The organism is Caproicibacter fermentans, assembly GCF_009746625.1.
Classification (GTDB): Bacteria; Bacillota; Clostridia; order Oscillospirales; family Acutalibacteraceae; genus Caproicibacter; species Caproicibacter fermentans.
Window position 1 is genome coordinate 1 of sequence record NZ_VWXL01000029.1, and the last position, 26,298, is coordinate 26,298.

Annotated in this window: 22 protein-coding genes and 1 pseudogene; all 23 read right to left on the bottom strand. The window is 47.5% G+C overall.

The window, feature by feature from the left end:
* Positions 1-121 precede the first annotated feature (121 nt).
* Positions 122-3,208 (bottom strand): annotated as a pseudogene (locus CAFE_RS20775) (DEAD/DEAH box helicase family protein); the annotation flags it as partial.
* Between the two features lie 2,126 nt (positions 3,209-5,334).
* Positions 5,335-5,685: a TnpV protein gene (locus tag CAFE_RS05675; protein ID WP_156990056.1), complete on the bottom strand. Its 351-nt coding sequence runs from the start codon at positions 5,683-5,685 to the stop codon at positions 5,335-5,337.
* A gap of 869 nt (positions 5,686-6,554) precedes the next feature.
* Positions 6,555-6,908, bottom strand: a complete 354-nt coding sequence (locus tag CAFE_RS05680) for a single-stranded DNA-binding protein (RefSeq protein ID WP_156990057.1) — start codon at positions 6,906-6,908, stop codon at positions 6,555-6,557.
* A 4-nt stretch (positions 6,909-6,912) separates the two neighbouring features.
* Positions 6,913-7,407 (bottom strand): hypothetical protein, encoded by a 495-nt coding sequence (locus CAFE_RS05685; RefSeq protein WP_156990058.1) that lies wholly within the window; start codon positions 7,405-7,407, stop codon positions 6,913-6,915.
* A gap of 94 nt (positions 7,408-7,501) precedes the next feature.
* Positions 7,502-9,928 (bottom strand): Ig-like domain-containing protein, encoded by a 2,427-nt coding sequence (locus CAFE_RS05690; protein ID WP_156990059.1) that lies wholly within the window; start codon positions 9,926-9,928, stop codon positions 7,502-7,504.
* On the bottom strand, positions 9,925-10,320 hold the full coding sequence (locus CAFE_RS05695; RefSeq protein WP_156990060.1) for a DUF4320 family protein: 396 nt from the start codon (positions 10,318-10,320) through the stop codon (positions 9,925-9,927). Before CAFE_RS05695 ends, CAFE_RS05690 begins: the two co-directional genes overlap by 4 nt.
* A 19-nt stretch (positions 10,321-10,339) precedes the next feature.
* A complete protein-coding gene (locus tag CAFE_RS05700) occupies positions 10,340-11,209 on the bottom strand; it encodes a secretion protein F (RefSeq protein ID WP_156990061.1) in 870 nt (289 codons plus the stop codon).
* Between the two features lie 5 nt (positions 11,210-11,214).
* Complete coding sequence (locus tag CAFE_RS05705; protein ID WP_156990062.1) at positions 11,215-12,150, bottom strand: type II secretion system F family protein; 936 nt, start codon at positions 12,148-12,150, stop codon at positions 11,215-11,217.
* Between the two features lie 13 nt (positions 12,151-12,163).
* Positions 12,164-13,516, bottom strand: coding sequence for a CpaF/VirB11 family protein (locus CAFE_RS05710; protein ID WP_156990063.1), 1,353 nt, complete (start codon positions 13,514-13,516; stop codon positions 12,164-12,166).
* On the bottom strand, positions 13,509-14,246 hold the full coding sequence (locus CAFE_RS05715) for a P-loop NTPase family protein (protein ID WP_156990064.1): 738 nt from the start codon (positions 14,244-14,246) through the stop codon (positions 13,509-13,511). Before CAFE_RS05715 ends, CAFE_RS05710 begins: the two co-directional genes overlap by 8 nt.
* Entirely contained in the window at positions 14,236-15,003 is a 768-nt protein-coding gene (gene cpaB, locus CAFE_RS05720; protein WP_156990065.1) for a Flp pilus assembly protein CpaB, read from the bottom strand. Before cpaB ends, CAFE_RS05715 begins: the two co-directional genes overlap by 11 nt.
* Before the next feature lie 19 nt (positions 15,004-15,022).
* Complete coding sequence (locus CAFE_RS05725) at positions 15,023-15,493, bottom strand: prepilin peptidase (RefSeq protein WP_166525074.1); 471 nt, start codon at positions 15,491-15,493, stop codon at positions 15,023-15,025.
* Between the two features lie 68 nt (positions 15,494-15,561).
* Positions 15,562-15,804: a DUF6133 family protein gene (locus CAFE_RS05730; protein WP_156990067.1), complete on the bottom strand. Its 243-nt coding sequence runs from the start codon at positions 15,802-15,804 to the stop codon at positions 15,562-15,564.
* 81 nt (positions 15,805-15,885) lie between these two features.
* Positions 15,886-17,922, bottom strand: a complete 2,037-nt coding sequence (locus CAFE_RS05735) for a ParB N-terminal domain-containing protein (RefSeq protein WP_156990068.1) — start codon at positions 17,920-17,922, stop codon at positions 15,886-15,888.
* Complete coding sequence (locus CAFE_RS19640; protein WP_166525075.1) at positions 17,880-18,206, bottom strand: hypothetical protein; 327 nt, start codon at positions 18,204-18,206, stop codon at positions 17,880-17,882. Before CAFE_RS19640 ends, CAFE_RS05735 begins: the two co-directional genes overlap by 43 nt.
* Before the next feature lie 21 nt (positions 18,207-18,227).
* The gene (locus CAFE_RS05740; RefSeq protein ID WP_156990069.1) at positions 18,228-18,446 is read right to left on the bottom strand and encodes a hypothetical protein; all 219 of its coding nucleotides are present in this window, start codon (positions 18,444-18,446) and stop codon (positions 18,228-18,230) included.
* Positions 18,447-18,488: 42 nt separating this feature from the next.
* Complete coding sequence (locus CAFE_RS05745; RefSeq protein WP_156990070.1) at positions 18,489-18,791, bottom strand: septation protein SpoVG family protein; 303 nt, start codon at positions 18,789-18,791, stop codon at positions 18,489-18,491.
* Entirely contained in the window at positions 18,788-19,939 is a 1,152-nt protein-coding gene (locus tag CAFE_RS05750; RefSeq protein WP_156990071.1) for a ParB/RepB/Spo0J family partition protein, read from the bottom strand. The genes CAFE_RS05745 and CAFE_RS05750 overlap by 4 nt, the downstream gene beginning before the upstream one ends.
* Positions 19,940-19,942: 3 nt before the next feature.
* Positions 19,943-20,716: a ParA family protein gene (locus tag CAFE_RS05755; RefSeq protein ID WP_066647252.1), complete on the bottom strand. Its 774-nt coding sequence runs from the start codon at positions 20,714-20,716 to the stop codon at positions 19,943-19,945.
* A gap of 69 nt (positions 20,717-20,785) precedes the next feature.
* Complete coding sequence (locus tag CAFE_RS05760) at positions 20,786-21,760, bottom strand: hypothetical protein (protein ID WP_066647255.1); 975 nt, start codon at positions 21,758-21,760, stop codon at positions 20,786-20,788.
* A gap of 513 nt (positions 21,761-22,273) precedes the next feature.
* A complete protein-coding gene (locus CAFE_RS05765) occupies positions 22,274-23,353 on the bottom strand; it encodes a hypothetical protein (RefSeq protein WP_156990072.1) in 1,080 nt (359 codons plus the stop codon).
* 137 nt (positions 23,354-23,490) lie between these two features.
* A complete protein-coding gene (locus tag CAFE_RS05770) occupies positions 23,491-24,147 on the bottom strand; it encodes a hypothetical protein (protein ID WP_066649202.1) in 657 nt (218 codons plus the stop codon).
* Between the two features lie 191 nt (positions 24,148-24,338).
* Positions 24,339-26,084, bottom strand: a complete 1,746-nt coding sequence (locus CAFE_RS05775; protein WP_156990073.1) for a hypothetical protein — start codon at positions 26,082-26,084, stop codon at positions 24,339-24,341.
* Positions 26,085-26,298 lie beyond the last annotated feature (214 nt).

Consider the following 26,298-nt stretch of genomic DNA (forward strand, 5'->3'; position numbering starts at 1 on the left):
CCATCGGGTTTCCCCATCCGGATAAGTTGTGGGATGACAGGTGTAATTTCACCGTCCTTTCCTGATATTTTACCTGCCGCTTGCTAAAGGCGGTTTTTGATATATACCCTTACGGGCGCACATAAAGTTCCGTCATACTGTTGCTGACCGGTGTTCCGGTCGCAAAGACAATACCTTTCCCTCCGGTGAGGTCGTCCATATAACGGCACTTCATGAACATGTCGCTTGATTTCTGTGCCTCTGTCTGCCCGATTCCGGCTACGTTGCGCATCTTGGTGTAGAGAAACAGATTTTTGTAGTTGTCCGCCTCGTCAACAAACAGTCGGTCGACGCCAAGTTCTTCAAAAGTAACGACGTCATCCTTGCGGCTGTCGTCGTTGAGACGTTCCAAACGGGCCTCTAGGGATTTTCGGGTTTTCTCCATCTGCTTGACGGTGAAGTTTTCTCCTTTTTCCTCCTTAGCCTGGTCGATTGCGAATTCGATGTCCTCAATCTGACCTTGAATCATCAGTACCTGGCGTTCTTTGGACACCGGGATTTTTTCAAATTGAGTGAATCCGACAATGACCGCATCAAAGTTTCCGGTAGCAATGCGGGCGCAGAATTTCCTCCGCCTTGCCGGTTCAAAGTCTTTTTTCGTTGCAACCAAAATGTTCGCTCCGGGGTATAACCGAAGGAAATCGCCGCCCCACTGTTCGGTAAGGTGGTTCGGAACGACAAACAGACTTTTGCTGCAAAGACCGAGTCGCTTGGTTTCCATAGCCGCCGCAATCATTTCATACGTTTTTCCCGCGCCCACGCAATGGGCGAGCAGCGCGTTATGGCCATATAGAACATGAGCGACGGCGCCCAGTTGATGGGGCATTAATTTAATCTCCGGATTCATCCCCGGGAAGGTGAGGTGGCTTCCGTCATACTCCCGGGGCCGCGTGGAATTAAAGAGGACGTTATATTTTTTACAGAGATTTTCACGGCGTTCCGGATCGCTCCATATCCAGTTCTGAAAGGCCTCCTTAATCGCGTCCTGCTTTTGCTGGGCAAGCGTCGTTTCTTTTGGGTTCAATTCCTGATGTTCTTTTCCGTCCGGCCCGATTTTTTTGTCAAACACCTTGACGGCTTTCATATTAAGGGTGTCTTCCAGAATTTTGTAAGCATTGATACGGCTGGTTCCGTAAGTTGTATAGACCTGGACGTTGTTCCAACTGTCGGATCCTTTGCCGCTGATGTTCCAAACGCCGGAAACAGGAGAATACCGAGTCCGGATTCCCTTTTCATTTTGCAGGGAAAGCGGTGTTTCAAAAGTTTTATAAAGGAATTGATCGATATACTCCGGTTCGATCCAGTTTGCGCCGAGCCGGACGCTGATTTCCGAAGCGGTAAGTTCTTTGGGCTGAATCTTTTCAAGAGCTGCTACGTTAATTGAAAACTCCGGATTGCGTTTTGCCGCTTCTCTTGCTATTTCCAGCTTTTTGCGGACGTTTCCTGAAAGGTACTCATCCGCCGTTACCCATTGGAAACGGGATGCGATTTCTGCTTTCGGATCTTGAAAGATGACGCCCTGCAGGTCGGAAATGATTTTATCCTGAGAGAACCCGGTCAACTGCTGCATGTAGTCCAGATCGACGCCTGCTCGTTCCGAAAGAGAAACCGTCAGCGCTTCACTTGCGGTTTCGACGGAGGTTACAACCGTCTGCTGGCGAATCGTACGTTTCGTGAACATGTCTGCCTTGCGTTCCAGATTTCCGTCCTCGTCGATTATTTCCAGTGAGCAAAGCAAAGAATAGGAGGAATCTTGATCAAACGCACGGCGGTTGCCGGTGCTGTTAATCAAGCCGTACTTTTTTGTAAATGAATCATATAGAGTGTTAAGCTGCTTTTGACTTGCCTGAATCTCCATATCGTCCGCGCCGTGTAGCTGCTGGTCAATCAGTTTTCGGGTGCAGTCCCGCAATTTGACCATGCCGCGCACGCGCTCCAGCGTAACCGTCGGAAGGTCGACGGGGTTCATCACAGAGTTTTCTCGAAAATAGAGACTATTGGTTACAAGCGTGTAGCTGAAATTACGCACATCCGGATCGGCAGGAATCGGTTCACGCTCGGCGTTGTCTTTCCTTTCCTCTGAAAGCAGATCATCGACAGCCAGTGTTTCCTGATTCGGGACGATAACAAAAGAGAGAGCCGCTCTGAGTTGTTCCTCAAAATCAACTCCCTCCAGGGGATTGCAGGTTGTTTCTTTTTCATTGCCGTACATCCGGCTGCTGAACGCCATCGTTCCAAGCATCATTTCCGGATGCTCTAAAAAATATCGGTTGACCGGAACACCGTCCTCTGTCGTTCCAATTTCCAGCCAGTTCGGTTCCTCGAAAGAGAGCCGGTCGCGCTTTTGGAAAAACAGAATGTCGGACGTAACCTCCGTGCCGGCGTTTTTCAGAAACGCGGTATTCGGCAGGCGCACCGCGCCTAGAAGCTCCGCGCGCTGCGCGATATATCGCCGGACGTCCTGGTTCTGTTTGTCCATCGTCCCTTTCGACGTTAAAAAGGCCATCACGCCGCCCGGCCGAACCTTATCAAGTGATTTTGCAATAAAATAGTCATGAATCTGGAATTTGTACCGGTCATACCGCCGGTCTGCCAGTTGATACCCGCCGAACGGTACGTTGCCTACCATCAGGTCAAAGAAGTCATCTGGAAATTCCGTCTTTTCGAAACCGTTGACCGTGATATTTGCTTTTGGGTAAAGCTGATGGGCGATACGCCCGGTGATGCTGTCCAGTTCGACGCCGTAGAGCTTGCTTTTTTCCATGCTGCCCGGAATCAGGCCGAAGAAGTTGCCGACCCCGCAGGCCGGTTCAAGGATGTTTCCGGTGTGGAAGCCGAAACGCTCTAACGTTGAATAAATTCCGTTGATCACGGTAGGGGAAGTGTAGTGCGCGTTCAGGACGGAAGCGCGGGCGGCGGCATATTCTTCGCCGGTGAGCAGTTCTTTTAATTCCGCATATTCCTTTGACCAGGAATCGTTCTTCTCGTCGAATGCCTGCGGAATACCGCCCCACCCGACATAGCGGGAGAGCGTTTCCTGTTCTTCCGGCGTCGCCGTGCGATTCTCAAATTCAATCATTCGAAGTGTCTGAATTGCGGCAATATTAAACCGGTATTTGACTTTCGGCCCCCCCGCGCCAAGGTCGTCGTTTGTAATGCGGAAGTTTTGCGGTTTCGGAACGACAGAGAAATATTCTCCGTTGAGGGCCGTTCCTGTTTCAATTTGCTGTTCCGTATCAATTTTATTCTGTTCCAGAACCCATTCGCGAACCGTCCGGACGGTTTCAACCCGGAAAATCGGAAAACCGGTGTTATCAACAAAAGTGTTGTCCTGTAAACTGACGGAACCGGTATCATAATTGATGCTTTCAATTGTGAAAATCCGTCCGTCTTCCTCCAGTTTTATCCCAAGTGGGATATAATCGGAGACTTCAAGGGATTTGATGAGTTCGTAACCGTCTGCGCTGGGTTTCGCAAAAGTTACGCTGTGACCGTGTAAAAGAAGAGTTTCGCCTGCCGCCGCCCATCCAAGTGAATAGCCGGTGACAGGAGTTTCGCCCAGCTCCGGAATATCAAAAGTCAAAACTTTTGTTTCCAGCGCGGGCGCTGCGGCTTCGGCATCTTTCCCAAAGAACAGAATCAGATCTCCGGATTGGATTCCGATGATGTGATTCGGATATTCCAGCCTGAGATCCAGGTAGCCCGGAACGTCCGAAAGCTCAGGTACATATTGAGGGGAACTACTTGGTTCAGCTAGAGCAGGGGTATGTTTTGCTTCTTCCTTTGGCTCTGTGGATGTTTGAAACGATAGCTGCCCGTTATTGGCTTTCAGCACGTTGGACGTATCTGCCGATGGCGTGAGTAACGTATAAGTACCGGCCTGATACGCGGTGAGGTCGCGATAAGCCGCAAGGCATTCCTCGTATCCGCGCATTTCAGAGGATAAGTTAGGAATAGAATTTTTCAGCAGGGACAAAAGCTGTTCCGTTTGTTCCGGATCACGGAGCATCGAAAGTGCATTTTTCCATCCGATTCCGAAGTCTTCCGGCTCGTAGGGGCAGTCGATCTGCGCGTAATAAAAGAAAGAGTCAACCTTTCTCGCAAGGACTTTTCGCTCAAAGTCCGGAATATTCGCGATGTCCTCGGGCGTCATGAATTGCCCTAAAGCAATCAGGTCGCTGATTCGCTGTTCCACCTTGGGCCATTTCAGAAATACGGACGCGTATTTTCCATCCCGGTCGGAGCGCTCTATTTTTAATCCTTTGCTGTCATGCCAAGTGTCACAGATTCGGTCTCCGCTGCCGCCGTCTCCATAAAAATGTTTGAGAAAATCCTGCTTTTCCTTGCGGCTCATGTGCGTTCGAAAGAAAATATAAAGATTGATTCTGGCTTCCGAATAATCCTTGTCCTTGGTGAAATATTTGTCCAGCTCATCCTGAGTAATAAAAGTCGGACGTTCCTCCGAAAAGGCAGGTGATGATGAAAATGTTACTGCCGGTTTTTGTAACAGCTTCAGCTTTTCCAGAGCTTCGGAGGGCCGGTGGTAATGAAATCTCAGTAGATCATGGTTCTGCCGATAGGCATCGCAGAAATTCTGCATTTCGCTTGCAACGGTTGAAAGGCCGTCTGCTGTTTTTAAAGTATCATAGATCTCGGCAACGTTTTCCGGAAAGCCTCCGCGGTGAAAGAACATTTCGCCAATTGTTGGCAGAAAATCATTTTGTACGGCGACTTCACTGAAATTCTGGCGAAGGTACCATAGATTCACGGCGAGTTCATGAAACTCATTTTCCCGTGCTTCTGCAAAATGTTCAGCAGGGAGGAGGCGGCCCCTCTCCACCAGAGTCCGGATTCGCTTTTCTGTTTCTTCCCAGGTCAAATGAGACTGATCTCCGGAATGGAGAGCAGATTGCCCGCTGCCAACTGTGATGCCTGTTTCGTTGAACCAGAGGGAATAGGGCGCGCCGTTAATGGTGAATCCCTTGCCGCCCTGTCCGTACTCTTTTTTGAGAAACTGTGCGATTTTCTCCGCAGAGCGTCCCTCCTGATATTGCGCGTAAATTCGAAGAGGACTGTTAATCTCACTTCCTCCGCTTGAGAGGATTCGGTCTACAACAGTGTCGTTGACCCCGGCAAATAGAAAAGCGGGGGCTTTCGCCTCCGCTTTGGATTGTGCTATTAATTCCACCTGTTCCTCAACCGTTGGGAATAAGCTGAGCTGCTGAGGTTCGGGTGGGTTTGGCTCCGAAGATGACAAAACGACGGATGCTGCATCCGCCGTTTCAGAATTGCTGTTTAACTGTAAATCAGTTCGTCCCGGACGATTTCCTCCGCCGCCATCTGAATGTTGTTCATTTCCTGTACCCAGCGCATCTGGTCGTTGGCTTTCAATGCTTCGGTCACTCCGCGCTGTTTCGCCAGATCTTTGGTGATCTGCTCCATCCTGCTGTTTGCTGCCTGGTCGATCTCCATCAGGTGCGCCCACAGCTTCCCGTCGAGCATCAGCGCCGTATACATCCCGCTCCGGTGTTCCTTGAGGTATTTCTGACGCATTCTGCCGTATTTCCCAAGTTCTCCCTCCGGCTGTTCGTCCATCTTCAGATCCGGAATCAGATAATCCCCGTTCTTCGTATATGTCAGTTCCATGACTCAAATCCTCCTTCACAGAATTACGATTTAAAGCGTTAAAGTTGTCTTCGATTTCATTATACTCCTGCCGATGCTGGTTTTCAAGGTGATTTTGCCTGCCCTGAAATTTAACGGTATGTTCAATCTGCCTTAGAATTGTTTCAGCGAGCTTTGCGGTACCGTTTCCCAAACAGGAGAGGGTGGCTGACGTGTTGAAATTTACAATTCCGCGCAGATCGTCTGCTGAAATGTATGCCCTGGGATCATAGCCGCACCGTGATAAAAGAACGTACTGGACGCTGGCCGTCATGGTTTGCCGAAAAATGGTACTGATATTCTGTTCGTCCAATTCTTCCAGAAGGCTGTTGTTTTTAAAGTGAACGAGATCCGGAAGTGAATCCTCATACCGTTCTTCAACCGTCGCCGCGGCAATGTCCATCAGACAGGCCGCAAGGTTTTTTCCGGAATTGTTATACATGCTGTGCAGCTCCGTGAGAACGGCCTCATTCTCAGGAGTCATGTGCCAGAGATAGGGCGTTTTACTTCTTTTTGTTCCGTTTGTATCGGAAACATCAAAAACGTATTTTAGCCGCAGTCCCCTTGAAGTTTCAGCAATCAATGCGATTCCGGTCGAGCCGCGTTTTACCCATCGGCTCATCCGCTGATTCCATATGTCGTATGCCGCGCAGGCGGTCGCGTCGGGACGCTGGGCGTAAATAAGCAGTTGATCCTGGTATGGATATTTGTATAGTCGTGCTGCGGTGTTGAGAAAAGATTCCCACTCTTCCGGCCCTGCGGTGATCCGCCGGGCCGTCTGTGAGGCAAGCTGTAAGATGTATTGCAACTTTTCAGACATGTTGATTGATTCCTCCCGTGTTCATTTTGAGTTATTGCTCTGCGTTCGCTTTTTCAGTGTCCTTTTTAGGAAAAGAGGCGGCGTACACGTCGCCGGCGACAATTTCGACCGCCTTTCGTTTATCTCCGTTTGTATCGGTGTATGTTCGTGTCTGAATTGACCCTTTGACCGCAATCAACTGACCTTTCCGGAAGTACTTACAGGCATATTCGGCGTTGTGGCGCCAGCAGACAACATCCAGAAAATCCGTTTCCCGACTCTGTCCTTCCTTTTTGTAATCCCGGTCAACCGCAATGGAAAAAGTTGAGACGGCGACACCTTTCGGCGTGTGTTTCAGTTCCGGATCACTGACCATACGGCCCATCAGGACAGATACATTTAACATTTCTTCATCCTCTTTCTGCTTGCCGGACCCTGCTGTGCTGCTTGGGCCCGGCAGCTTTCATTTCTTGTTTGGCTGTTTGAAGCTTTGCCTCCAGAGAGGTTTTGACCCAATGCCCGCCGGTGGAATAGTCCCATTCAATCGTTCCGTCGGCATACTTTTGAATTCCATGAGCGACGAGGGTCCAGCCGTCCTTTATGCGTACCATTTCGGCGCTGTTATCATCGGGGATCGATTTACACAGATAATCGCTGCCGTTATGATTTGTATAGGTAGAACCAGGGGTGATAGTGGTGCCGCTTTTTTCCCAAAGCCGGTCGATGGTGCCGTCGGGATGTACATTGATTTCGCGGGTGCGTCCATCGTCGATAAAGGCCGTTACAGATACGTCAGTTCCTTTTTCAGCGGCATAGGCTTTCGCTGCGTTGACAGCTTGTTCATCAATGGGCGTTGAGCCAATATGTTGGCCATCCACCTTAACTTCATACTCAGTGATTCGCATTGCAATCACTCCTTTCCAAAAGCGGAACCGGTTCCGCTTTTCCATAGATCAGGCAGCCGGATTTTGTACCCGGCTGCCCTTTCCCTTACTGTCATTATTGTCCTGCCGACGTTCCTGATGAATTTAATGCGAAGGTATGCCCATTGGTGGTTATTTCAACTTTAACATTGCCGTCGGTGTGGTTGGAATTGGCTTTTTTAACTACAATTATCATGGAATGTAAAACCATGCTTTCTGATAATGTATAACTATCTTTATTGGATGTGTTGCGCCGAGCGGTTAGGCCAAGAATACCGCAATCCGGATTATCTCCGTAAATTGTGATTTCTTCATTCCCGTAACCATTTTGATTATACATAGCAATGGTATCTCCGGCGAACAAAGTTAATGGAGTTGTAAAATTATATTGAACACGTCCTTTTTCGAGAAAACCGCCTTTTTCATAATAATACGAAGCCGCGGTATTGTCAGTTGGATGAATGTGCATATAATCTCCGGGCGTTTGAGTTGTATAGGTCCATGTAATTGGCTTTGGCACAAACTCTGCCATCAGCGTGGCATTCTGTGTCACTGTATAGCTTCGTGGATTTTCCAGCGCGCCATCCGACCAGTTTGAAAATTGATAACCTGTATTTGGGGCAGCCGTCAGGGTAATGACCGTGCCGTAAGGATAGGTACCGCCGCCGGTTGCCGTGCCGCCGGTACCGAAATTGACAGTTACGGTAAAGGTGTCAATCGCAAAGTGGGCGTACACGGTTGTGTCGGCGTTCAGGTTGTAGATGGTATAAGTCTTGCCGGTTCCGATCACATTGCCGCTTGCATTTGTCCAGTTCACGAAATGATAGTGCTCGTAAGGTGTTGCCGTTATTGTCACGTCGCTGCCAGCTTGATACACGCCGCCGCCCGACACGGAACCGCCGTTCCCTGCGATGGCCGTCACAGTGTAGGTGTTGGGCTTGACCGTCACCGCGCAGGCTGCGGTATATCCTCCATCCTCGGTTTTGGCCGTGACTGTCGCTGTTCCGACGTTATTGGCCGATACGGTGCCGTTGGAATCAACCGAAGCAATATTGCTGTCGGAGGAAGTCCAGAATACGGTCTTGTCCGTCGCGTCGGACGGGGAAATCGTCGCCGTAACTGTTCCGGTTGTTCCCTTGATTAGAGTAAGGGTTGTCGGACTGACCGAAACGCCGGTGACCGGGATTATGACGTTGATCGTGCAAGTTGCTGTAAAATCTCCATCCTTTGTGGTTGCCGAAACGGTTGCGGAACCGACACCAACCGCCTTGATGTTTCCAGAATCATCAACGGTGCAGACGGAGCTGTCGGACGAGGCCCAGAGAACATCTTGCTCTGTGGCGTTGTCCGGCCAAACCTTTGCCGTCAGGGTATCTGTCCCGCCTTTGGCAACGGTCAGAGCAGTCTTGTCCATCGTGATTCCGGTCACAGGAATTGTAACCTTGACAACACATTCGGCGTAATACCCGCCCTCCTGCGTCATTACTGTGATGGTGGACTGTCCGGCTCCGACCGCCGTTACCTTTCCTGACTGATCGACCATGCAGACGGACGGATCGGACGAAACCCACGAAACGCCGTTGTTATCGGCGTCGGAGGGCAGAACCGTCGCCGTCAGCTGCTCCGTCGCATCTGGGATCATATTGATATTGGATTTATCGAGCGTCACGCCAGTCACAGGGGAAACGACGGTCACGTCGCACTGTGCCATTTTCCCACTGTCCGAGATGGCCATCACTGTTGTCTCGCCTTTATCGACGCCGGTAATCACACCGGACTGTGTGACGGAGCAGACAGCACTGTCCGCGCTGGCCCAGGAGATTTTCCGATCTTCCGCGTCCTCCGGCAGCACGCTGGCAGCAAGAACATCGGTGTCGCCTTTGCACAGCGTCATCGCAGACCGGCTCAGGCTGACGGCATCTACCGGCGACCCTCCGCTATCGTCCTGAGAATTGTCAAATGTAACATCCCCCTGCGGCGAATAACCGGATTTCACACACATGGGAATCACGACGGGCGGCAAAGCTATTCCGCCAAAAAAGATTGGTGCTGTCAGTTGAAAGAATGCTGTGCCGGAGAATTGCTGTATGTTGTCCGTATCTGTTGGAGCGAACGGTGTGTTTTCCAAATTGACGGATAGGTCTGAAATCTGATATAAGGTTTTTCCGTCGACAACTTTAGTACCGTCGTGAGTTCCAAGCCGCTGATCAATCAACGAGAGGATGTCATTCTTACTGATATTTTCCCTCCAGTCAGTATCATCTTTTTTGTATCCGCCGGAATACCCCTCCCGGACTCCGTCATAGACGTTTCCGGTATTGGCGGTGCAGACCTGTGTCAACGCTGTCTGTACCGCGTCCCTGGTGCCGGGGGCAATGGTGTTTTGGCGGGAGTATTCCCATATGGCTGACCCGAATAACAGACAGAACAGCATAATAAACGGCGCCCAAAATGTTGCACTTCCGGTTTTCTCTGAAAGATAGGATTTTATTTGATCTTTCATTTGTGGTACACCTCCGAAGATCCCTCGGCATGACCGTTAATTGCGACAGGGTAGGAACCAATATCACCAAACAAGCCTAATTCATACGTTGTCGAACAGGTTACGGATACCGTTTCGTTCAGCTGAATCGTTCCGGTCTTTGACCATGAAATTTCAGGGGACATCCCCATGACTTTATTGAGCTGCTTTTCCTTTTCCGTGGTTTCACTGCCGACCCGTCCGGAAAGTTCCGCAACGCGGCACAGCTCGTTTGCATAGGTGTTCAGATTCTGTATTCTTACAATGACAGGGGAAACTTTTATAAAGAAAGCCGTCAAAAACATGACAAGCAATACAGCGAAAGGGGCGGTTATAACGCTGTCCCCTCGTTTTGATTTTAAGTATTTTAACATAACTTTGTTCCTCCGGACGCTAAAACAGTCCGTGAATATTACTGATGACTTGCTCAAATGTGACATACATGTAGGTCGCCATGATGCAGGCCATCAGCGCGTAAGAATATTTTTTCATCTTTGCGGGGCGCTTCTGGGCCTCTTTCCAAAGCAGCTGCTTTTCCAGCTTTTTGTAGTCGTTATTGAGCAGGGAAAAAATCAGAACACCGTCGCCACCGTGCAATGCGGCTAAAAGGCCACGAATAACCTCACTTAGTTTTCCGCTGCCAACACGCCCGGCAAGGCGGAGAAGCGCTTGCTCCGGTGAACCGGAACGCATTCCTGCAAGGGTGATCTCCAACTCGTTCCGGAAAATTGGGCCGGCACTTTCACGGTATCCGTCGAGCAGCGCAAGTACATCACGGTTTGCGCCGATTTCCTGAGCAATGGTAGAAACGAAACGCGGCAGTTCCCGTTCGATGGTCTGACGTTTTTCTGCAACGATTTTTTTGGCGCTCTGCGTATCATCCCAGGCTCGATTAAAGGTTAACAGCAAAACGATAGGAATAAGCAGGGGCAATAACCGGATGCAGGGAAGAATCCACAGCAATCGGAAAAGCGCACGGACAATAATTCGAGCAAGATAGGATTCCGGCGACTGTTCCAGTCCTGCGTATTTCAGGGTTGCCGCCAGCTCCTGACGGCGGTAACGGTCAAGGTGAATCTGTTTTGCCAACGTGTTTGTAAGCCTTTCTGTAATGGCACGATGCCAGCTGACCTTTTCCCCCTGCGTTACTTTCATGGCAGCTTTCGCCGCCTGAGAAGATGGAAGCTGGAAGAGATCACAGAAAATGAGATACAAACCAACAGTGATAAACAGGCCGAAAACAATCATTTCTGAAGCTGTCATATCGGTCACCTCTTGTATTCGACGGCACGGGTATTTTTAATGACCGCCGTCAAGGAAACAAACAGGACGACAAAGGTAACGGTCATAATGATCTGCCCCCAAAACGTGTACATCAGCGTGTTGTACCATTCCATACTGATTGCGCGGAACAGGGGGTAATTGAGAATCGTCAGAGCCGCCATCGCAACGAATTCCTTTAGCGGTTCATATAAAAGAGAGTCCAAATCACCGGAAACTTCCCGCACTTCGGAAAAACGTGTCACAATTGGCTGGAGGGTGCTTTTCAGCGTTCGGTTGCCCTGGCACAGAATCAGCTGGTCAATCCAGTCTTTAAACGTATCGTTGTCAATATTCTTCTTCATTTCCTCCAGCAGCGCCGGAATATCTGATGAAATCAGACTTGCCTGCACTGAAAACTTTTCGAACACTTCTTTTACGGGAAATTGCAGTTCCGGTATGTTTTCACGGACGGCAACCAGAATGTTGTCACAGCGAAGATATGAGGTAGTAATCATGCCCAGCGCAGTTTCCAACTCGCTGTTAAGCTGACGTTTAAATTTACTCGCGGTTGCCAGAATAACCAGCCACGGAATCAGCGCACTGCCGACAGCAAGCACTGGAAGCAAAAAGTAGTTTTGAAGCAGCAGGCTGATTACACATCCGCAAAAAAACAACAGGATAGAAGAAAACGTATATACCGGAAGCCGGTCAGTGCGGTGAGTGACTTCAAGAATCGAGCGGGATTCCCGCAGGATGCGGACAATACCGCGAGGTTCTTTCTTTTTTAATTGCTTGATTTGCTGTTTCAGCGTTGTTTTCCGGTTTCGATTCAGCTTCTCAAAAGAAGTTTTAATGGCTTTGATACATTCAGCAGGCTGAATTTGAAAGACAACAAAGATACCGGCAATCATAGCAAAAAAAGACGCAATGTAAAAAATCATGGAATTCCTCCTTTCAGATTTTTAGTAAGCGCTGCAATAACTCTTCCGGCATTCCTTTCCGGCGAAGCCGTTGCTGTAAATTTTTAGAAATCACACCGCATTTCACAAAGCCACCATGAATCACAGTTTTTCCATTGACAACTTCATTGGACTGAACTTCATAGTTCCAGAGCGGGAGAATTTTCAGCTCGCCGTTTTCCAATTGGCATTCACAAATTTCGGTGACACGGCGTACGTCATCCTCCATTTTCTGCGCGTAAAAGAGAATCGGAAATGCCCGAACAACCATAGAATACAGAGTCTTGTCACTCAGGGTGCTGCCTTTCAGCGATGCAAGCTGAACAAGACGGTCGGGAATTTCACCGGCACTGAAAACGTGTGTTGTTCCAATGACCGGATGCCCTGTCAAAGCAGCTTCGACCGTTTCAAAGGATTCTGAGCCTTTGACCTCAGCCATACACAGGAAGTCAGGGTTCATGGTCATGGCCCACTCCAAAAGCATTTGCTGGGTAATGGCCTGCTTCGGATCATCGGATTCTCTGGTTACTAAATGAATGATACTGTTGATGATTTCTTTCGTTTTGGGATCGCGTTTTATCAGATCGAATTCGCGTGTGCCGTTTTCAATGGTAATCAGCTTTTTAAGGTTCAACACCGCCTCAGCCATTATGATGCTCATGAGCGTTGTTTTCCCGGCGTCGGTTTCACCGGAAAGCATCATGGATAATCCATAGCGGTAACAGTAAACCAGAAAATCCATCATTTCGGGTGTCAGAGTCCCGCCGTCAAGCAGATTTTGCTTTGTCAGGTGACTGGGGTTTACAAACCGAATACTGGCTGCGACACCGGTATCCTCATCAAGTGTTCCACCGTTACCGTTGACGGTCACTCGGATGTTTTTTCCGATATGGCCGCGAGCCAATGGTTTGGAATTGTCCATGTGGATATGGGATTGCTCCAACAGCCGTGCCATAACATTTTTGGCATGCTCCGGGGAAAGGAACCGGCCTTTTGCCCGTTCAATTCGCCCGCCTGTGAATTTAACCCAGATACAGTCCCACGAGTTGATTTCAATTCCCTCAACGTCTTTAATTTCGTAATTCAGGTAGGGTGTGAGAAAACTGTATTCAGCCATTTCGGTATAGAGTCGGTTGATTGCTTCTTCCATCCCCATGCCTTCTGCACCCAGACGGTTTTCGGTTAAATACCGGCGGATTGCAGGCTTTATCATTTCCTTTTGTTCGTGGTCTGTCGAATTGAGCAGGTCTTTATACTGCTCAGAAAAATAGCTTTGAACCTCTTTCAGCAGTTCAGGAAACTGCAACCTTCCTTTTTCGCTGAGAAAGAAAGCCGCGTTCTTATTCATTTAAAATTACTTCCTTTATGATCTTTTTCAGATTGCCGTTATATTCTTTTGCACCCCGTCCATATATTGGTTCAAGCAGTCTGGACTCATAGAATTGCCGGTGAAGTTCATCCACATGGGGAAGAAGGTACGCATTCCCGCCCAGCTTGTCAATATAGGGGGCAGGGTCCTGCAAAGGCAGCACATTGTTGATGATATTGACGTGCCGGTCATAATGAAACCGTTCTTCAGCTAAGTAAGGAGATTGGGATTTGATGCAGATCAGGCTTTTGGGGTCGGCATTTGTGATTTGCAGCACGATTTCGGACGATTCCAACGCCGCTGCCGTCAGATCATTGACCATCATTTGGTGGTGGCAGTCAATGACGATGTAGTCGGCCATATTGCGAATCAAGGCAAACAGGTCTTTTGCCCGTGTGGGGGTATACTCGCTGTAAGACAGCTCATTCTCGCCGCGTTGATATCCTAACAGGGACAAGCTGTTTTCGACGGGAATGCAATGCTCCAAAATGGATATTTGCGTTAGTTCGGGGAGGGAGAGCAAATGCCCCAGCGACTTGTTCTCGGTAAAGGACGGAGCAATCAGCGGAATGCCCGGAACCGCATCGTCGCAGAGAACCAAAATTACATTGCTTTTTCGCGCGGACAGTTCCAACGCGACTTTCAATGCGGTAACGGTTGTTCCGCTGCCAGGGCTGCCCCATGCGGCGATAACCGGATTACTGCCCATTGGAATTTACTCCGTTTTCCGGAGCCTTGATTTGTTCCAGATAGTCATCCTGCTTCTGTAAATATTGCTGTGCGGTCTGCTTATCGCCCCGGTAAACCAGCGCTGCGTACAACTGCCCGTTTGTTTCATAGTCCACCAGCTTTTCCGCCTGTGCCGAAGAAACTAATAACGTTAACGTCGAGGGAATGTTGTCGGAATTATCATCTTCCTTGTTATCATCTTTTTTTGACGGGTCGGTGTCCGTTCCTTTTGATGTTGTGGCTGCCAGAAGTTTTACATATTTCAGTTCAGGGGGTGCTACTGTTTGTTTTCCGTCGCCGTAATCGCTGACGATAAGCGAGATAATATCACCGGCTTGCAGCTTCCCGGACAGACCGGCCGCAAGACTTTTAATAGAAATGGAGATAGCCTGCTTTTGCCCGTCTAAATCGGTTAAGTACGGGCTCTGCGATTGATCTGATATTTTTGTACTGAGGATATAATCCCCCGGTTCCAACTCTGCTTTGGTATATTTCCCCACGGCGTCCTTTTCCGACCTCAACACGTTGGCGGGCAGATTGAAGCTGCCAACATTGACGGTTGCGATCATTTCTTTTGTAATTGCGGCTCCTTCCGGAATGGACTTTGTGACCCGAACGATTTGCGTTTGACGGTTTGACGCTTTGTTGACGGCAGGAGCCAGACCGAAACAGATCAGCATTGCCATCAGAATGCTGGCAATTCCTAAGAACGTTCGGTTGCGGAACAATTTTTTCATGGGTATGTGAAAGCCTCCTTTAATAAATCAGCAGATACGCAAAAAAGCACCCCACTGAAATACAGGGTGCCATTGCGTGCCGCTTTTTATGGTCGTGTAATAAAAGATGAATTGTACAGAAAAGTGTCAGGCCGACAATAGACCCCAATACAATACCGGTTAAGCCCAGAACAAATCCGCAGGCGGTCAGAAGTTTTATGTCCCCGCCTCCGATTTCGCCTTTTGAGATCATCGTGAAAATCAGACAGGGAACAAAGATCACCAGTGCGCCGATTAGGCTATACGGCAGATTCAGGCGAATCAGTCCAACCAAAATTAGGAGGACGTGAATCCAGTCCGGAATTTCACGAGTCTTGAAGTCGATGATTGACGCTGGAACCAGACACTGAGTCAGAATCAAACCTTTCGTTACAAAGTCAATATTGTTGGAATGGAACGTCAGAACGATATAAGCAAGGGAACTGAGGAAGCAGGACAATGGAAATGTCACATTATATCGGATTTTTAACGCTGTATCGGTGATGACGCTGCATGATAGGGCAAGGACAAAGAGCATGATTATTTATAGTTAAAGATGTTCTTAACCGCGGTGCTCAATCCTGGGAAAACATCAGTCCCAAACAGACTATTGATACCGGGTAAAATGACGACGACAATAATAATGAGTGCGGCTGCGGCAATGCCAACATACTCGACGATTCCGCTGCCTTGCTTATCATGCAGAATCTTTCGAATTTGGTTCAGCTTGTTAGTTGCAGCGCGTTTTACACAGTTAACTTTCAAAACTTTTTCTTCGTTCATAATGAATACCTCCAGATAAATTGATTTGATAGACTTACAAATAAAAAACACTTCGCGGAAATTCAAAATCCACGAAGTGAGTTAAAAGGAAGAAGCATCCTGATCTTTTTCAGCAAGCCGGTAACAATCCGGCCCCAGGAAAAGTTCAGTGCCGATCAGGGAAACAGGATACGGACGACGGATGCCGTCGACAAGAACGGAAATCAGCAGCGCGTTTTGGTACACCTCCACTCTGTCAATAGTTCCAATGACAATTTCATCGCCGCTGCGAACAGCACAGGATTCACCAGGTGCGGTCGGCAGCCGTGCCAGCAGGGCAAGGCACTCCTGATATGTTTCCGGATTCTTGTACTTGGACGCATGTCCGGTTTCGGGTTCCACCGCGTCCGATTCCGGGACGAACGCACGTCCGGTTTCGGGTTTCACCGCGTCCGGTTCCGGGATGGGCGCACGCCCGGTTTTGGGTTCTGCCGCGTCCGATTCCGGGATGGACGCACGTCCGGTTTTGAGCTCCACCGCGTCCGGCTCAGGGATGGACGCACGTCCGGTTTCGGGTTCTGCCGCGTCCGGTTCCGGTATGGACGCACGTCTGGTTTTGGGTTCTGCCGCGTCCGGTTCCGGGATGGACGCACGTCCGGTTTCGGGTTCTGCCGCGTCCGGCTTCGGGATGGACGCACGTCCGGTTTTGGACTTTACCGGCGCGGCCCGGGCCAGCGAGTAAGCCTTTTCAAGACTGATTTCACCTCTCTTAAATCGGTTTAACTGCCTTTTGGGAAGTGATTCTACGATCTTCTGGTATTTTCGAATTTGATGCTCGGACATTCCAAGCATATCAGCGATTCCTTTTTGAATCGGGCCGGAATATTCGCCGCTTTTCTTCATCTTTTGGAGCAGTTTTTGTGCGTCCAGGTAAAACTGCAATTTCTGAGCGGGAGTGTACTCTCGGACGTCCAGATTGGCGGCGTGTAACATCATCTGTGCGGCGTTGGCCGACAGATTTTCTTTTACGGTTGCGGGAATCGTGTTCCAATGAAGATATCGCGTGATAGCCGTATACCGCTTTTCTCCGGAAATGATCCGGTACTCGGTGTCGGAGATTTTATGCAGGACTAGAGGATTAAGCAAACCGTTTATTTGAATGCTCAGGGCCAGTGCGTGAATTGCTTCGTCCGTATCGTTTGCGGCATAGGGGTTATCCTCTGCCGGATAAATATATTCAACCGGGATTTCCATCACGTTAGACGCACGTCCGGTTTCAGCTTTAACCACGTCCGATTTTGGTATGGACTCACGTCCGATTGCTGTTTCGGTCGCATCCTCTTTTTCATCAAAAGCGGACGCGGGTCCATTCGAATAAAGTTCAGGAATAGCTGGGGCTTCTTCACTTTTTCGGACGTGCGTTTTGTCAGTGGACTCACGTCCGGTTCGGGCGGCTTCCTGGGTTTCAAACGCTTCGCTGCCCTTCATTTCGGCCATGCAGATATAATCCGGGTCGAAGGTCAGCCCAGCCGCGCCCATTTCAACCGAAGGAGAAGTACCGAGCGCGAGCTGCCGCCAGCGACTGGCGGCGGATGGGTCCGCGTTGGGACACAAAGCATTTTCACAAATAACGGCCAGCTTCTTTTCTGTTGACGGATTTGGGGATCGGGCCTCAAGCTCCATCATGGACTGATACGACTTTGCATAGAGATTTTCGGCGGATACAGGGTCTTTGCCGAACCCGATACCGAGGTTCATCATTTTTGCCAGCTCATAACAGGCGAAGGGGCTTCCGAGGTCCGACGCCTGGGAGAACCACAGGCCCGCCTGAAAGTTGTTTTGCTGTGTCAGTGTTCCGGTCAGGTACATCTTTCCTAAGACGTATTCCGCGCACCGGTTCCCTCGGTGCGCTTCATCGTAATATACGGAAAATGCTTCTTGATCGGTTGGAATACTGATTGGTGTAGCGGAACCGGCAGTCAGAGATTCAAGGTTGTACCACGCCTTCGCTCGGTCGGCTTCCGAAAGCTGATCCCATTCGCCGGGTTCATCGTCGTATGGATCGACGACCGGAGCTTCTTCCTCAACCAATTCATCTATCTTCTGCTTCTTTGCCTTTTGTGATTTTCTGCCAAACAAACAAGCGCCTCCTTTCTAGGAATACAGATTCTTTTTGTTTTTTCACGCGGAGGGGGACTGAGTACGCAGGCCCGGAACACTCCGGTTTTTAAACAGTTTGTCAATATACTTTGCTGGGCCAGTACCAACCTTACTGGTGTTCCGTTTTCACTCTGCATGACTGTAATCAGACGGTTTCCGTTCGGGTCGGCGTAGCCGGTCATCCGGCAGGCGCACTCCGCAAGGCCAGCCAGCTGCTGACAGGTAACGATGACCGAGATTTCATGATCCTTTGATTCCTCCATTCCTTTCAGACCTTTCTATGTTTATTCCTCCATCTTGAACAGGCGTTTGCCGCAGCGCAAACAATAGGCGTACTTTCCACCCGTATAATTCAGATAATCATACATCTCACCATTGTCGGCCTCAGTGCCATCGAAATTATACATGTACTGAATGCTTCCGTGTACTTGTTCTTTTGTGTAATATCCTTCCGTGGAACCGCAATGCGGGCATCGGTCAATCGGTGATTTTGATATTCTCATGAGAAACCTCCATATATTAAAGAAGTCAGACAAAGCGCGGCACTAAATGGCGCTGCGCTTTGCCTGAACTTTTTTTGCGTACTCAGCTAAAATTGCCGCTTCAATCCATCGCCGTGCTTTCATAGATACCGGCACAACCGTATATTCCGGGTGACCTGAATTTGCGGAATAGGGGTTTGGAGGGAATTCTATGCAGAACCGTTCCGAAGTTTGACATATCTTGATGTCGTTTAAATAAAACTTGTCGTCAAGCCTTACCCCTGCGATGGCGCGTACGCGGGGATCCCAATCTCTGATTGGATCCCCACTGTGCAGCAATCTGATTTTTACGTCGGTAATTTTCATAGATCTCTCTTTCCTTTGAATTTATTAAGAATTGCAGTCTTTGCATCATTCTGAGATATCCAGGTTCCGTTTCGGATAGACTCGCGGATGAAAGCATCAACCTGAGAGTAGGTAAGATCAATATTCTTTCTGCTGCTCTCGACCGTGATTTTTTGCGGGCGCGCATCCACATCACCCCTTATTCCATCTGAGTAATCAACGGTTCTGCCGGAATATCCATACCTCGGTTTCAGCATATCCTTGATTGCTTCCAACGTCGTCGGCACTTCAAACAGATAGTAGATATAAAGCTCCTTCACCCCGTAATGTTGCTGAAAGGCTTCCAGTATTTTTTTATCCCAGTATTGATGGTCAATGTCGGATTCATCTTTAGATGGTTCCTTATTGAGTGGTTGCTGAGACGTATCATTCTCCGAAAAACCGGAACCGGTTCCGGTTTCAGTATTCTCAGCAGGCAAATCGGAGGAAAAAGCGGAACTGGTTCCGCTTTTTTGATCGGTCAAGATTTCCTCAGACAGATCTGAATGCGGTTGGGCGGCAATTTTAGCCGCTTCGTTAATGTTCAATTTTCCTTGAGCGACGGCTTCTTTTATGGATTCCGGCAGATTTTCCACGATTGCCTTGTATTTTCTGACTTGCCGGTCGCTGACTCCAAGCAGCTCCGCGATTCCTTTTTGAATCGGGCCGGTATATTCGCCGCTTTCTTTCATATCGCGCAAGAGGCGGTCTGTTTCTTCATAGAACCGAAGTTTCTGTTCTGTGGTATATTCTCTGACCTCCAGATTGGCGGCATGAAGTTTGAGCGCCGCCGAATTCGGTGAAATATGATCGTAAACCATGCAGGAGATTCTCTCCCAGTTTAAAAACATCGTGATTGCGTTATATCTGCGTTCTCCTGAAATCAGACGGTATTCCTGGTCTGAAATTCTGTTGACCACAAGCGGATGAATTAACCCGTTCGCCTGAATGTTCTGTGCCAGCGCTTTCAGGCTTTCTTCCGAATCGTTCTGCGCGTATGGATTGTCTTCCGCCGGGAGAATCAGTTCCGCGGGGATGCTCTCGTTATGAGCCAGCGTGTCAAGATTTTCCGTAATGGCTTTCACGCTTTCCAGACCGGCGCTGATGTTTGCCAGATTTAATTTTCCCATTGTTTACCCCTCCGCCTTTGCCGTCAATTTTAAAATTTCATCCGTCAGGGCATTGTAATCGGCACATCCATTGCTTTTAGATTCGTACACATTGATCGGCTGATGCGCGTTGATTGCCTCGGACAGCTTTGTGTTTTTACGAATTACGGTTTGGAAGCAAGGAAAAATGCTTTGCTGTTGCAGAGCCTGCTTGTATGCCGCTTTATTGGAAGTCCGTTCATCCATGGTGATCAAAACCCCGAGAACGGAAAGGGAGGGGTTAACATACTTTTTGATGTCAACCAGCTGCGTTGCCATGCACCGAAGTCCCTGGATGGCGTAATCATCCGGAATCGCCGGCAGGATCACTTTGTCTGCGAATGCCAAAGCGTTGGTCTTGATTCGTTCTCCGCTCGGCGGGCAGTCCAGGATAATGAAATCGTAGCTGTCCTCAACTTCCTGTAAAGCATTTTTCAGGTAAAAATCCTGCCCGCGCGTCTTAACCATCAGAAATGTTTCAATTTCCTTAAATGCGTAATTTGACGGCAGCACGTCCAGCTTCCAAAACCCGGTTGACCGAATCGCCTGTGCTGCGGAGACACGGCCTTGCATCACATCGTTAACACAAGGCAGAGTATCGTCATATAGCCCGTAATAGCTGGTTGCGTAGCTCTGGTGGTCTAGGTCAACCAGTAAAGGCTTATATCCCCGTTCCGCCAGCATGGCAGATACGTTTACCGCCGTCGTTGTTTTGGCGACTCCGCCTTTTTCGTAAGTGATTGCAATTTTGATGCTCATAATTTTTTCTCCTTTTCTCAACTTTATTTGGTTTTACTCTGAAAAAAATGAGGCACATTTGTCATGGCTCTAAAGAGCCGATTTTACCAGCTCTCGGTCTCTCAGGTAATTTACAAATGAGCTTCGCCAGTATGCCGTGACGTTTCGAATTCCTTTCGTCGGCTGGTTTCGCATGTGGTCCAGAAAATCACGCACAGTTTCCGCATCGGCATTGTCTATGTACCTTTTGAGTGTTTCCCTTTCCTGGGGAATCTGATTAATTCTGGTCGTTGGTGCTGAAAGCATGTCCATCATGCAGTCAACGAGGATATTAACCTCGGGCAGGTCTTCCGGAAAGTTTTCCTCAAAGTAATCGTATTCGATTTGCTGTTCTAATTTTCTGTGCAAAAAATCAGTCGATCCGTCCTGATCAGACAGACCGACTGATTCTTTCTTACGTATCTCAGTATTGCGTATCTCAGTATTACGTAAATCACCCCCGTTTTGCATATTATCAGGTTCGCATAGGGTCGACTTTCCATATAGTCCAAAATGGGGGGGATGGGAAACATTCTCCCTGTTTTCTTTTTTCTCCAAATCAGGCGTTTTTTCTGAAATATCGGGAGAGCCTTCTGGTTCTCCATCCCCCCCTTTTTGGGGGAGGTGGGAAACCTTGAATTCCGGTTCTTTGGTAGCTTCGTCTTTAGGCGCGATTGGTTCTCCGTTCTTATTTAGAGTTATCAGCGCCGAAGTGCTTTTGTCCGGAATGTCGAGCAGTTCAAATTCATACACGTACTGGTTTCGCATCCCTTTTGGAATGCGGTAAACTTTTAAATATCCCGTTTCCTTAAGTTCCTTCCAGGCGGCGTCAAACGCTTTGGAGCCTTCTTTACACTCATCTTTTAGAGTTTTCTTGTACAGGTCAAAGTTTGGTTTGCCAATGTAGCTTTGTATCAGTGCGTACAGCCCCTTGGATTTAAGCGACAGGTGAACATCTTGCAGCGCGGTATTGGAAACCGCCGCAAAGTTCACTCGCCTTGGTCGGAATTTTCCATTCTGATTCATTTTGTTTCCTCCATTGATTTTTGTTCTTTCTCTTAACAATGCGGGCTTGCAACCGTCAGACGAAAAACGTCAGGCCGCATTAACGAAGTCAGTTTCTCCGCTGCTCTGCGTTCATAAATATAAAATGGCTTCCCTGATTTGTTGTCAGGAAAGCCTGGTTATTGGCTATTTAAGAAATTAGCCTAAAGAAAACTTTTGTATAATTCGATACCGCCAATATGCTTTAAAAAAGTCAACCCCGAAAATCAGCCGTTATTTGAAAATAGCTGATATTCGGGGCTGAATATTGAATTGCAGAAACCACAAGATGTTGTGATAGACTATCAGATATGTAATCTTTGGTTTTCTCCATATCTCGCAAAATTTCATTGCAAGATTCGTTCGTGAATTTATTAATTAATAAAGATAGAGGGTACCATTTCTGGTACCCTCACAGCTTGTCTAGTAATTACTTTTTGTAACATTCATAAATAATGGATACGATAGTGGAAAATAGATCAGTTATGAATAATATTACATGTTCCAATCGGCATTATATTGCGTATTGCTTCCAAAGACGCTGTCTCCACCATAAATATGTATATCTGCGTAGCCATCCCATCCATAGTGGCAGACAAAAGTATAGAACCCTGGATTTTCGTATTCATTATAGCCATATGCAACGACAGCGTGGTTTCCAGCGTTAGCCAAATTTCCGAAGAGGATAATCGGTCGCTGATACGTGCTAATTTCGTTTATCATGCCTGATGTGCCCGCATGCCAACTCGAACATGCTGATAGAGAATTTTGATTACAAAATGTATTGATTACATTAGTAATTTGCGAAGCCCATGTAGCGGCACCGTAACCTAAATTTTTGCCTATGGCAATAAGCTCGTTGGTCAGTGTGGTGCTACTAATTGATGCATATTGAGAGGGAAGATAATGCCCTCCAACGTAATTCCAGTATTTTAAAATGAGATTTGATGCGACATAGCCACAATAACCACCATCAACATACCCGAAGGATACTGAATTATAAGAAAACCAATCATGGTCAACAACCCAATAATCTGCAGAATTTAAATTAGCCAAAGATTGAGTTGTGTCTAATTTGGAACTTTTGCCTTTAATATAGTCTGCTACTTCAATATTTGCCTGGGAGATTAGTTTACTGTTGATTTCATTACATTGTTCAGAAGCGGCATCTACATCAGTAATAGTTGTGCCTTCTATGGTATGTACATAGCCTTTATCTGATTTGACGTAGTAATATGTAGGGCCTCCGTAATACAGGTTGGAGTAGAACCCTTTGTATGGTGACTTTGCATTAGTAGCAGATTCCACAACAATACCTGACTCTGGATGAATAATATAATATCCAGTTGGACTGCATTCTACTAGATCATATTTATTTCCGGCAAAATCTAATAAGGGTTTTGTCTCACTTATTGTTATTTTGGCATTGGCTGCATCAATTTTTGTCTCAACAAATGATTTGATCCTATCTGTTAAAGGGTCTTTAGCATTATCAGGTGTCGCTGCAAAGGCTGTTGTAGAAAGTGAAAATGCCATTGCTAATATCAAGATAACGCTAAGAATACGCTTTTTCATATAGAAGCTCCTTTCAAAATCCTTATATTTTTAATGTGTGATGTGATGATTAAAACATTGGAATTACCTCCTACTATAATAAAATATAAATAAAGTATGCCTCCTAGGCGTGCTCTATTTTTAGCTTAATACCTCTATTAGTTCAACATTTGATTTATGGTATCCCAAGACAAATTTTTATTACTTTTCGAATATGTTTCTAAGAAATAAGTGTATCCTAGGTATTTAAATTCAGCGCAAAATGCATTTATAAAGGTTTTCGTTGAAAAATCATGATAGGTTACTTTTATTCCATTTATTTCTTTTGTCGTTTTGCTTCCTGATAACAAATTCTCATACCCATCATTGGGATATTTTTCGCTGCCAATCAAATTTCGATCATTCTCTTTAAAAAAAATATGGAGAGCAACATTATCTTCATCTGTACTAAATTGTTTCCCACCATAATTTACTTGAATAGACAGCTCCCGCCAAGCCTGCCGATTTTTATAGGTTACACTGTTTTCACCGGAATGTTCTAGAATATACTCGGTATAAGGTTTGGAATAACCATTCTTTAAAACTATCTTGTCAAGCAGAAGATCGTTTCCGAATTGACGTATCGCTTCTTCGGGCGAAGTAACTGTGGTGTGCGTTTTGTCCCAATTTGGATCTTCCGCATTATTATTGAAACATCCGGTCAAAGCAGGAATAAAACAAATGAAAGCAGCAAATAAAGCAACTATCTTACAGTTAAACCTCCTATGACCAAAAGGGTAAACTTCGGCTACTTCTATAGATTTTCTGTTAATCAAATATGTTATCCTCCTCTCAAAGTTTTGAGCTCAGTGAAATGGATCATAATCAGTAAGCTTCGTTCATTTATTACTCTATAGCATTATTATATAATTATTATTATTTAAATCAATAATAGTAACAGCATTGTAGTGAAATGTAATAATTGTAAAATATTGAGACTAAATATGACTAGATATCAAGTCCGGTATCAGTCCACCAATTTTGGCCCGATGTGCCAATCCTGATAAACGTTCCCTTTGATGACCACATAGTCCGACAGGCCGTAGGAGAGCATCCCGGCCGGAGTCCATGCATCCTCTAAGTAAGCGTAAACAGTGTATTTGTTATCCGGAAACCAGAGCGGCGTAAACTGTACTCGATCTTCATAGGTCGAGTATTTATTTTTGGCAAATTCCAGTGCCGCCGACGTTCCGGACACGGAGCAGTCAAGGTGACGCCAGTACGTTTTATAATCAAATTCCGGGAAGTAGCACAGGCCGGTCTGCGGCGCCGTGACTTGAGACAAAGAAGCGTTAGAGCTATTGACTCCGTTCACGCTGACGGTCACTCCATATCCGGATTTCATTTCCTTGCCTTTGGCGCTCCAATCGTGTTTGCTGGGCATCAGTGACATGCTGGCTGAGAGCTTTGCGTGATAGGACGTAAAGTCATAATGCCAGGAACCTTCATCGACCCATTTCCCTTTGTCCTTCCAGTGTCCGCCGGTTGCTGAACCGGGATCTGAGACCCAGTGCCAATCTTCATGCCATACCCAGTTGGGAACCCAGTACCCGGACCACACGCCCCAGCTATTGGACGTTGTAACCGCAGGGGACGGAACGGAAGGCATCCGAAAGCTGTCGTTGCGGTCACTGGCGGTCGGATCGGGCGGTTCGTGTCCATCCATGGAAACAATGTTTGCCTTGATGCTGCCAACATCAAGAGATCCCTTTGAGGCCGATACCGAAATGTTTATTGTCTGCGGTGTGGACGGCGTGTGCCATTTGCACCAGACCAGTTGGCTCTCTCCCTGTGGAATCACGATATTCGTCATGGTGTAGGTTCCGCCGTTGATGTGAAATGTAACCTTAGAGGTATGGTCCGGATCAATCTCATCGTCCGTACTGAGCGTGACCGCGGTGACAACGTCGGTGTTAACACGGTAGGTTGCCGTGGAGCTGGCTGGCGGCGTCGGATCAGAGCCGCCGTCATCCTTGAATTTGACAATGCCTAGGCCGAGTTGGTTAATGATCGTCGTGTCAGACTGCGGCTTGCTGGTTGAACCTTTATAGGCGGGATACCCCATATCCGCCGTTTGCAGGAACATGGAAAGCGGCAGATTCTGATGCGAAAGGGAAACCATCTTGCTCCGCAATCCTCCGCTCAACATCTGGTCGTACTTTGCCGCTTCTGTGGCCGTCATAGCCATTTTAAAGCCCTCAAAGGTAAAGTAGGCGATTGGCTCCAAAAGGAGCTTGTACGTGCCGTCAGTGAGCTTGTCGTAAGGGATGCCGGTCCAGCTTGCGATTCTTTTAATAACTTGTTGATCTGTAAAGTAGCTTTTAATTGCCGCAATGTTATTAGTGCTGTTTCCTGTAATAATTGTTGGGAGCGATTGACCTGGATTTATGAAGGTATACGTTGTTGCTGTTCCGATTAATGAGACACCATTTTTATATTGTAATTTGCATACTTTTCCAAAATGATTATGAATGCTGCTTTCGTTTTTGTTGGTTAGATCGATTGGAGTTGAAACAGGTTTATTATCACTTGTCCTAACAACCGTAACCCGAACACCGTCATCGCCGTTATGCCAAACATTTTCAGCGGTTCCGCTTCCCATACCGCCCCCACCGCCGCTCATATTTCCTTCTCCATCCCCGGCATATGCAGTGATATTTGCGCTGAATGCGATAATAAAGATAAAAAGGATCATTACAATGAATCGTTTCAAAATGATTATCCTCCTGACGCAAAAAAACACAGCTTGTAATGAAACAAACTGTGTCTATAAAATCATCTAGTTTTGATTAATCCATTATTTATCTTTAGCAGGCGGATGTCTAACATGATGCGATTGCCGATTGTAACAGGAAAGTTTACTCATTTGACACCGCCTGACGTCTAACACGTTGCGATAATCTTACGAATCTGTTCGTAAATATCCT

What these genes read in the sequence shown, in the direction of transcription:
- CAFE_RS05675 (WP_156990056.1), bottom strand. Translation starts at nt 5,685, where the DNA reads ATGGAACTGACATATACGAAGAACGGGGATTATCTGATTCCGGATCTG.
- CAFE_RS05680 (WP_156990057.1), bottom strand. Translation starts at nt 6,908, where the DNA reads ATGTTAAATGTATCTGTCCTGATGGGCCGTATGGTCAGTGATCCGGAA.
- CAFE_RS05685 (WP_156990058.1), bottom strand. Translation starts at nt 7,407, where the DNA reads ATGCGAATCACTGAGTATGAAGTTAAGGTGGATGGCCAACATATTGGC.
- CAFE_RS05690 (WP_156990059.1), bottom strand. Translation starts at nt 9,928, where the DNA reads ATGAAAGATCAAATAAAATCCTATCTTTCAGAGAAAACCGGAAGTGCA.
- CAFE_RS05695 (WP_156990060.1), bottom strand. Translation starts at nt 10,320, where the DNA reads ATGTTAAAATACTTAAAATCAAAACGAGGGGACAGCGTTATAACCGCC.
- CAFE_RS05700 (WP_156990061.1), bottom strand. Translation starts at nt 11,209, where the DNA reads ATGACAGCTTCAGAAATGATTGTTTTCGGCCTGTTTATCACTGTTGGT.
- CAFE_RS05705 (WP_156990062.1), bottom strand. Translation starts at nt 12,150, where the DNA reads ATGATTTTTTACATTGCGTCTTTTTTTGCTATGATTGCCGGTATCTTT.
- CAFE_RS05710 (WP_156990063.1), bottom strand. Translation starts at nt 13,516, where the DNA reads ATGAATAAGAACGCGGCTTTCTTTCTCAGCGAAAAAGGAAGGTTGCAG.
- CAFE_RS05715 (WP_156990064.1), bottom strand. Translation starts at nt 14,246, where the DNA reads ATGGGCAGTAATCCGGTTATCGCCGCATGGGGCAGCCCTGGCAGCGGA.
- cpaB (WP_156990065.1), bottom strand. Translation starts at nt 15,003, where the DNA reads ATGAAAAAATTGTTCCGCAACCGAACGTTCTTAGGAATTGCCAGCATT.
- CAFE_RS05730 (WP_156990067.1), bottom strand. Translation starts at nt 15,804, where the DNA reads ATGAACGAAGAAAAAGTTTTGAAAGTTAACTGTGTAAAACGCGCTGCA.
- CAFE_RS19640 (WP_166525075.1), bottom strand. Translation starts at nt 18,206, where the DNA reads ATGGAGGAATCAAAGGATCATGAAATCTCGGTCATCGTTACCTGTCAG.
- CAFE_RS05740 (WP_156990069.1), bottom strand. Translation starts at nt 18,446, where the DNA reads ATGAGAATATCAAAATCACCGATTGACCGATGCCCGCATTGCGGTTCC.
- CAFE_RS05745 (WP_156990070.1), bottom strand. Translation starts at nt 18,791, where the DNA reads ATGAAAATTACCGACGTAAAAATCAGATTGCTGCACAGTGGGGATCCA.
- CAFE_RS05750 (WP_156990071.1), bottom strand. Translation starts at nt 19,939, where the DNA reads ATGGGAAAATTAAATCTGGCAAACATCAGCGCCGGTCTGGAAAGCGTG.
- CAFE_RS05755 (WP_066647252.1), bottom strand. Translation starts at nt 20,716, where the DNA reads ATGAGCATCAAAATTGCAATCACTTACGAAAAAGGCGGAGTCGCCAAA.
- CAFE_RS05760 (WP_066647255.1), bottom strand. Translation starts at nt 21,760, where the DNA reads ATGAATCAGAATGGAAAATTCCGACCAAGGCGAGTGAACTTTGCGGCG.
- CAFE_RS05765 (WP_156990072.1), bottom strand. Translation starts at nt 23,353, where the DNA reads ATGAAAAAGCGTATTCTTAGCGTTATCTTGATATTAGCAATGGCATTT.